At 42.0% G+C, this 8,081-nt stretch carries 7 protein-coding genes; 5 read left to right on the forward strand and 2 right to left on the reverse strand.

Going from position 1 to position 8,081, the window contains the following annotated elements; all coding sequences use genetic code 11:
• Positions 1-2,862, forward strand: a 2,862-nt coding sequence (locus tag VN429_RS06555; protein WP_325631179.1) for a methyl-accepting chemotaxis protein, incomplete at its 5' end; no start/stop codon positions are given.
• Between the two features lie 4 nt (positions 2,863-2,866).
• Positions 2,867-3,382, forward strand: coding sequence for a chemotaxis protein CheW (locus VN429_RS06560; protein WP_325631181.1), 516 nt, complete (start codon positions 2,867-2,869; stop codon positions 3,380-3,382).
• 8 nt (positions 3,383-3,390) lie between these two features.
• On the opposite strand, the gene VN429_RS06565 is transcribed toward VN429_RS06560, so the two are convergent.
• Positions 3,391-4,212 (reverse strand): TrmB family transcriptional regulator, encoded by an 822-nt coding sequence (locus VN429_RS06565; RefSeq protein ID WP_325631183.1) that lies wholly within the window; start codon positions 4,210-4,212, stop codon positions 3,391-3,393.
• Between the two features lie 88 nt (positions 4,213-4,300).
• Between VN429_RS06565 and VN429_RS06570 the strand changes: the two genes are divergently transcribed.
• Genes VN429_RS06570 through VN429_RS06580 form a run of 3 tightly spaced genes read left to right on the forward strand, consistent with a single transcriptional unit; the run spans position 4,301 to position 7,755 of the window.
• On the forward strand, positions 4,301-5,497 hold the full coding sequence (locus VN429_RS06570) for a COG1361 family protein (RefSeq protein ID WP_325631185.1): 1,197 nt from the start codon (positions 4,301-4,303) through the stop codon (positions 5,495-5,497).
• Between the two features lie 12 nt (positions 5,498-5,509).
• A complete protein-coding gene (locus tag VN429_RS06575) occupies positions 5,510-6,202 on the forward strand; it encodes an efflux RND transporter periplasmic adaptor subunit (protein ID WP_325631187.1) in 693 nt (230 codons plus the stop codon).
• 35 nt (positions 6,203-6,237) lie between these two features.
• Positions 6,238-7,755: an MDR family MFS transporter gene (locus VN429_RS06580; protein WP_325631189.1), complete on the forward strand. Its 1,518-nt coding sequence runs from the start codon at positions 6,238-6,240 to the stop codon at positions 7,753-7,755.
• Between the two features lie 62 nt (positions 7,756-7,817).
• On the opposite strand, the gene VN429_RS06585 is transcribed toward VN429_RS06580, so the two are convergent.
• Positions 7,818-8,081, reverse strand: a 264-nt coding sequence (locus tag VN429_RS06585) for a hypothetical protein (RefSeq protein ID WP_325631191.1), incomplete at its 5' end; no start/stop codon positions are given.

The raw sequence follows: 8,081 nt of genomic DNA on the forward strand, positions 1-8,081 counted from the left end.
CATCTGGAATACACCTACATTCCAATATTTGACAAAGCTGGAAAGGTCACTAAGGTCTTCGATATATTTGCAGATGTTACTGCACTTGTAGAAAAAATTAATGAATCAGAGAGTCTGATAAAAGCGAACCCGGCGTCAATCCTGACAGTTGAACCAAGTGGAAAGATTCTTTCAGTTAATCCATCATTTATTGCAATATCACATTTGTCTGAGGAAAAGCTTCTCTCAATGAAGTTGCAGGAATTTAACATTATCAGCCAGGATGGTCTACCATTATCTGAAATTCTAAGTAATGGAGAGATATCTAAAGGAATGCTGGTAATTGACTTTGGATGGAGTGTAAGAACCCTTGATTTTACATATATTCCCGTCCGTGATGCAAATGATACAGTGACCAGTCTGGTTGCGATGTATATTGATGTCACAGAACAAGTCTCACGTCTGGATGAGATGGAATCATTTCTTGGCGAGAATCCTCACGCGATTATGACTCTCAGTCCGGAAATGGAGGTAATGGATGTAAACCCGGCGTTTTGTATTATATCAGGGTACTCACATGACCAGGCAGTTCGGATGCAACACAAAGAATTCAAATCTACAGATCGTGTGGGTGCAACTGCTGCAGATGCCATAAACAATAAGAAAGCCATGGGAGGAAAGATTACATGCCTCTTTCCAGCTGGAATCAGACATCTGGAATACACCTACATTCCAATATTTGACAAAGCTGGAAAGGTCACTAAGGTCTTCGATATATTTGCAGATGTCACTGCTTTGATGGAGAAGATTACTGAATCTGATTCCCTGATTAAAGAGAATCCTGCATCTATCATGTCTCTAGATATACAAGGGAATATTCTATCAGTAAATAAAGCATTCCTCGGGATCTCTCACATATCTGAAGACAAATTGCTCACAATGAATGGAAGAGATCTAAACTACATAAAAAGGGATGGCCCTTCAATATCTGAAGTAGTATCTTCCAAATTGGCGTCAAAAGGGAGAATGGTAGTTGACTTTGGATGGGCAGTAAAAACTCTTGACTATACATATATTCCGGTTCTTGATGCTAATGATGCTGTGACAAGTATTGTTGCGATGTATATTGATGTATCAGACCAGGTAGCATATGTAAATGAAATAGAGGCATTCATTCGTGAAAACCCTCATGCCATCATGATGATGGACACGGATATGAGGATAACTGAAGCAAATCCTGCATGTTCCAAAATGCTTGGATATAGTCACGAAGATATCACACGGATGAAACTAACCGATATGACGATTCTGGAGCGGGAAGGCCAGACGATAAGAGATGCCTTACAGACAAAACAACCTGCCAGAGGAAAGGTTATATCCGAGACACCTGCAGGGATCAGGCATCTCGACTATGTATACATCCCAATTATGGATCAAAAGGGCACGGTAATCCGGTTCATCGAAATATTCTCTGATATGACCGCAATACGATCGCTGGTCCAGTACCTGAATAAGTCGGTTGAGGAGGTCCAAAATAATATCAGTTCTCTTGCAAAAGGAGATACAACATTTAATGTAAAAATCCTTGATGCTGATGAGTATTCAGCATCTGCCAGAGAAGAGTTTGTAAAAATCGGACAGGCCATAGATACTGCCCGAAAAGCCATTACTCATCTTGTTAAGGATTCAAACGCTATTGCCAACGCTGCAATAGCCGGGGATCTCAAATTCAGATCTGATTCTTCAGTTCATGAGGGCGATTATCGTGAAATCATTGAAGGAATGAATAAAACCCTGGATTCAATAAACATACCAATAGTTGAGTCCATGAAGGTTGCTGGTAATTATGCGAATTACAACTTCACTACAAGATTTGACCCAACAATAGACATTAAAGGCGACTGGATTCAGTTTAAAAAAGAACTGAATAATATTGGTATTCAGATTTCAGAAGCGATATCTCTCATCAATAAGAGTGTAAGTGACCTGGCTTCAAGTGCAGAAGAGGCAAATGCAAGTATTGAAGAGGTCCTTGCCGGAGCACATCAGATTGCCGCAAATACCGGAAAGGTAAGCCAGAATGCTGATCAGGGTGGAGATGGAATTGTGCAGGTCCTAAAAGCAATGGAAGATCTCAATGAGACAGTGTCAGCGGTTTCACAAAAAACCGAATCTGTATCAGTAGCATCTAATGAGACAAATTCACTTGCAAAAGGGGGAATCACTCTTGCAAAGCAGTCTGAAAAAGCCATGGGAGATATTACAACTTCAACAAATGAAGTTAATTCTATTGTTAATGGGATTAATTCCCAGATGGATGAAATCGGTAAGATAGTTCGGTTAATATCAGATATTGCAAATCAGACAAATTTACTCGCCCTCAATGCTGCAATTGAGGCTGCACGTGCTGGTGAAGCAGGAAGAGGGTTTGCTGTTGTAGCTGCAGAAGTCAAATCTCTTGCCCAGGATTCACGTAAATCAGCAGAAAATATTGCAGATATGATAGCAACACTCCAGACGAAAGCAAATCAGGCTACACAGGCCATGGGTAAATCAACAGGTGCAGTTAAAGAGGGCAGTTCTGCGTTAGAACAGACCCTAACCGCATTTAATAAAATTGCCAATACTATCGAAGAGATTAACCAGAATATTGTAGAGGTAGCTTCAGCATCTGAAGAACAGGCTGCATCGGTTGAAGAGGTTACAGCCAGCATCCAGGAGGTTGCGAACCTTGTTCAAAATACCTCTCGTGAGGCCGGGGATGCAGCAGCTGCGACAGAAGAAGCAAGTGCATCAATTGATGAAGTGGGAAGAATTATGGGTGGGGTTGTCCGTATTGTCGAAAATATTTCAGGCGAGATGACGAAATTTAAGGTAGCCTGATATCATGGCAGAAGCAGAAGCAAGAGCTCCTGTGCCAGTTCATTCATCATCTTCCGGATCTGCTGAAGAGATCCAGGTCGTTGAATTTCTTCTTGAAGAAGATCAATTTGCAATCAATCTTTTTGACGTGAGAGAGATTGTAGAATATACAAGGATCACTCCACTTCCGGGAAGTGCCAGATATATTAAAGGGATAATTGATCTCAGAGGAGAGATAACCACAATCATCGATCTTAAAGAAAAGATGGGAATTTCTGCCCACAAAAAGAATCAGGAGCAGTCACGAATCATTGTAATTGATAGTTCAGTTACCAAGGGAAAGACCGGAATTCTCGTGGATGATGTAACCACCGTCATGTCAGTAACCACATCCCATATCGATCAAAAAACCTGTGATAAGGATGATACATCATATATTCTTGGGATCATTAAGCAAAAACAAGGAGATCGAGAGTCTGAAAAAACTGATCTGATCATATGGCTTGATATCCCAAGAATGCTTCGGGATCTAGGTCAATAGGACCTGAATCACTTTTTCATTTGTTGAGGATTATCATCCTCTTCCATGCTCTTCAATGCTCCTGATAACATCAGATCAAATGTCATATTCTGAAGATACAGACTGATGGGAAGTGTATTGATAAATGCCATCCGTTCTTCGTTGACAGTATAGATACTCATTACTTCGGTATCTTCAGAAATAATCAGGCTTTCGAGGAAAAACACCTGGTTTTTCCTGATGAGGGGATTTGCAAAAGCTTTTTCAAAAATATTCTCGCGAAAAAAATCATTCAATTTGTCAATTTGGTAATAGATGACTCCAGGTATCCGGGGACCTGAATACGTTATACCGGGTTTAAAAAGAAGACTAACCTCACCTTTTTTAGCTGCTTCCCGAATCTGTGTCAGATACCGGTCAGGTACATCTTTTTCAAGTACCAGAATCGAGAGACTTCCGGTCATTCGTTCAATAAGAAGATTCAGATGCCGCTTGATACTCCAGTCACCTTTCACATGCCAGAGGGGGACATACTCTTCATCCTTCTGTGTCGAGAGGGTCTCAAGTATTGCAATACTCTCCTCTGCAGCACGGTTCAGCTCGTTTTGAAGTTTTGAGATTACAATATCAGGGGGAACAAACCGGTAAAAAAGAGGACTTCCTTCCCTGATTTCAACAAATCCTTTTGCTGTCAGTTCATTGAGAATATCATATACACGTGGGCGTGGCACCCCGCTTATCTCATGTATTGTTCGGGCATTTGCTTCCCTGATTCCAACGAGTGCAATATAGATTTTTGCTTCATATTCTTTGAGACCAAGTTTTACCAGATTTTCAATGAGATTTGTCATGTGTTACTATAATAGTTACAACACTGTTTTATAACTTGCTTCCGACACTATGCATAGCATCTGAATTCAGCAATCACCCAGGTGTATCATGAACCATACATACGTCATTCTCATTCTCATGTGTGCTATGATAGGCGGAATACTTCCATCATATGCACTTGAAACGCCAGTAGATCACGAAGCAGCCCAGATATCAGTTCAGAATGTAACCATTGATCCGGAAATTCTCATGAAGGGCGATACTGGAAATATCGTCATTCAGGTCAGGAATTCTGGAAACCAGAGCGTCGCAATCCGAAGGGCTGAACTATCATGTGAAGATCTGACAATTCTTAATGATCAGACATATGAATCAGTCGGAACTCTCGGTCCCGGAAATAATATGAAATTTGCTTTTACAATAAAGGCTGATCACGGGGATGGTACCTATTACCTCAAATTCTATCTTGATTTCATGGGATCCGGGTCCCTTCGATATTACATACCAGTGACAGTGGAGAGTTCTGAGCTTCAGGTTTCAGTCATTGACTCGCCAGATACATACACGAAGGATCGCAAGGACCAGATACATCTTACAGTAGGAAATCCCCGCAAAGACAGTATTGATGGAGTGATTGTCACTCCAAAAGGAGAGGGCATTACCTCAACCCAATCATCGGTATTTATCGGAAAACTGGAACCAAATGGCCAGAAGAATGTTACCCTTGAAATTACTCCTCACAATGAGACCAACCTCACTGTTGATACTTCATACAAGAACGGTGACAACAAACACCTGGTCAGCCTGGAGGTTCCGGTTGAAACAGGGATCAGGAATGTTCGTGCCGAACCCATCGTCAGCGATCTTGATGTTACCAGGTCTGATGATTTTTACACTTTGAAGGGAAATATCGTAAACAATGGCCTTGAATTTGCACATAGTATCGTCCTGTCTGTAGGATCGCCGGCCTCATCAGTTGACCCAAGCCCGGCATATGTGGTTGGAAATCTGCAGCCTGATGAATCTGCAAACTTCAAGATATCACTCACATGCCCTGGAGACACTTTTCCTCTCACAATCAGTTACAAGGACATTGAAGGGGATTCCTGCTCTGATACAACCACCATTAACCTGTCACATCCTGAATTAAATTCATTCCAAAAAAAGAGAGAACCCGGACTTTTTGGTGTCAGTACTACCCTGATAGTAATAGGTATCGGGATCATTCTGATACTTGGCATAATCCTTGTTATTGCCAGAAAATTTAATTCAGGACGAAAAATTTCAGGCCTTATCCGGAGATGAAGGGAGGATTACATGGACTCACATGATGAGGTTGTTAATCGACCAGAACCATCTCCACCAAACACAGAGAATGCCAAAGAAAATCCTCTACAAAGGATCAGGCACCACCGTCTGTTCTGGAAAGGGGTTATTCTCCTGCTGATACTCTCGGGTATCTCTGGATTACTCATTTATAACGAGCTCCAGAGCACGGTGTATATCGAGGACAGCACAATAACAGCACCGGTTATTACCATCAGCCCCACAAATGCAGGAATTCTTGAAAAGATCTATGTCACTGAGGGAGACACTGTCAGGAGAAACCAGGAACTCGCCAGGGTCAATGGTGAAGCAATTCATTCAAGAATCGCTGGAATCATCACAAAAATAGAGGATACACCCGGAATGATGGTAGGCACACAGACTCCTGTCATCTCAATGATAGACACAGAAAAACTCCGGGTAATTGGCAGAATTAAAGAAGACAAGGGCCTGAAAGATATTCATCCCGGACAACAGGCCCGATTCACCGTGGATGCATTTCCATCAGAGGTATTCTATGGTACAGTGGAAAAGGTAGCACCAATTGCACGGGAAGGCGACATCGTCTTTAGTATATCAGATAAACGTCAGGAACAGGAGTTTGAGGTGACAGTAGAGTATTATGTGGATGCATATCCTGATCTGAAACCTGGCATGTCCGCAAAGATCTGGATCATCAGGTAACCATTTCATGAACTTTTTGTTTTCAGATGTTTCGTATGGGGTCAAAAAATGGCCCCATGAGGGTTGCTATGAATGGATATAATCGCCTCAAATGGATGATCCTCTTCACCGTGATCATAGGTACATTTCTTGGCAGGCTGGATCAGACAATCGTTTCACTTGCTGTTCCCAAGATCATGGACGATTTTGCAATCACGACATCAGATGCCGGCTGGATATCAACCGCTTATATCCTTGCAAATGCGGTTTTTGTACCGATATGGGGTAAACTTGGGGATACCAGGGGAAGAAAACGGGTCTATCTCTGGGGATTTGGCATCTTTATCTTTGGATCAATTCTTGCGGGATTTGCCTGGGATCTTGGATCAATGATTGTTTTCAGGGTGATTCAGGCAATTGCCAGTTCTGCTGATTATCCAACTGCCATGGCTATCCTGACAATAACATTCAGTGATAGAAAAGAACGAGGCAAGGCCCTTGGTATCTGGTCGTCAGCTTTTGCTGCTTCTGCAGTATTCGGGCCCCTGATTGGTGGTCCGTTGATTGATAATTTCGGATGGAGATCGGTGTTTTTAATAAACCTCCCAATAGGGATCATTGGAATTCTTATGGCTATTGCTTTCATTCCTGAATCTGTCTCTGATCACCAGAGTGAGAACTTTGACTGGTATGGTGCCTCAAGTCTTGGTATGGCACTCGCACTTCTCGTCCTGGGCCTTGACAAAGGATATGACTGGGGATGGACATCACTTCCCATACTCTTCAGTTTCGCCCTTTCAGGGGTGTCTTTCTACATATTTTACCTGATTGATTCCCGACATCCTGAACCGGTGATCGATTTCAGGTATCTGAGAATCCCTTCATTCGCACATACCCTTGGTAACAATTTCGTGGTCTTCATGTGCATGATGGGAGTTATTTTCTTAATTCCGGTGTTTGACCAGACATTTCTCGGGTACACTGCTACAGAAACCGGACTTCAGTTTATCCCGTTCGCCTGTTTCATGATTATCGGTGCATTATATGGGTCATCCTTCATCGGAAAGGTTCAGACGAGGTACATTATTGCTACAAGCACAGCCTTGGCAGCATTCGGGATTTACCTCTTTACCGGACTGGATCCACGGTCAAGTACCTGGGATGTGATCATCCCCTTTAGCGTGATGGCACTCGGGATGGGACTTGGAATGGCCCAGCGAACCGTTGCAATAACATCCCTGGTTCCTCCGGAAGAGATTGGCAGTGCATCTGCTGTTCTCGCTCTGGTCAGAAATATTGCAGGAGCATTTGGAATCGCTCTGTTTACCACCATTCTCAATAACTCCATAGAAGACAATGTCATTGATCTCTCCAGATATTCAAGTATTTATCTGCATACTCCAGAGGTTATGAAGACGGTAACCGGGCTTATCAGTCTGGATGCACAAATACTGGCATATCATACGATTTTTGTTGTGGCCGCAGTAATCCTGATAGGGGGATCGATGTTAGCCCTTTTCATTGAATCAAAGGATGAGAAAAGAGGTGAGCAGAAGGTAATTATTGAAATGTAAGATGTGATTATACAATTCCCACTAATTTAATGCCAAAATTGTAAATCTGATAAAAATTAACCTTATTTATTTTTCACTGTTCCTTCAATTTGCATTGTTACAGGATATTTCACCCCACCATATGATATAACTGCATCTGTTGAGTTTAAATTGATTTCACCAGTATCAGGGGATAATACACCCGTAATTGTCCCCGGCAATGACACTGTCCAACCCTGCTGGACAATATAATATTTGACCTTGCCAGTTACTTTTTGTTCCATGGATCTATTAATTTGGGATGGATTTTTCAAACTTGTGGAATTAACAGAAAGAGGAGATAAATA

Origin of the sequence: Methanospirillum sp. (genome assembly GCF_035560735.1) — an archaeon.
In the GTDB taxonomy this organism is placed as follows: domain Archaea; phylum Halobacteriota; class Methanomicrobia; order Methanomicrobiales; family Methanospirillaceae; genus Methanospirillum.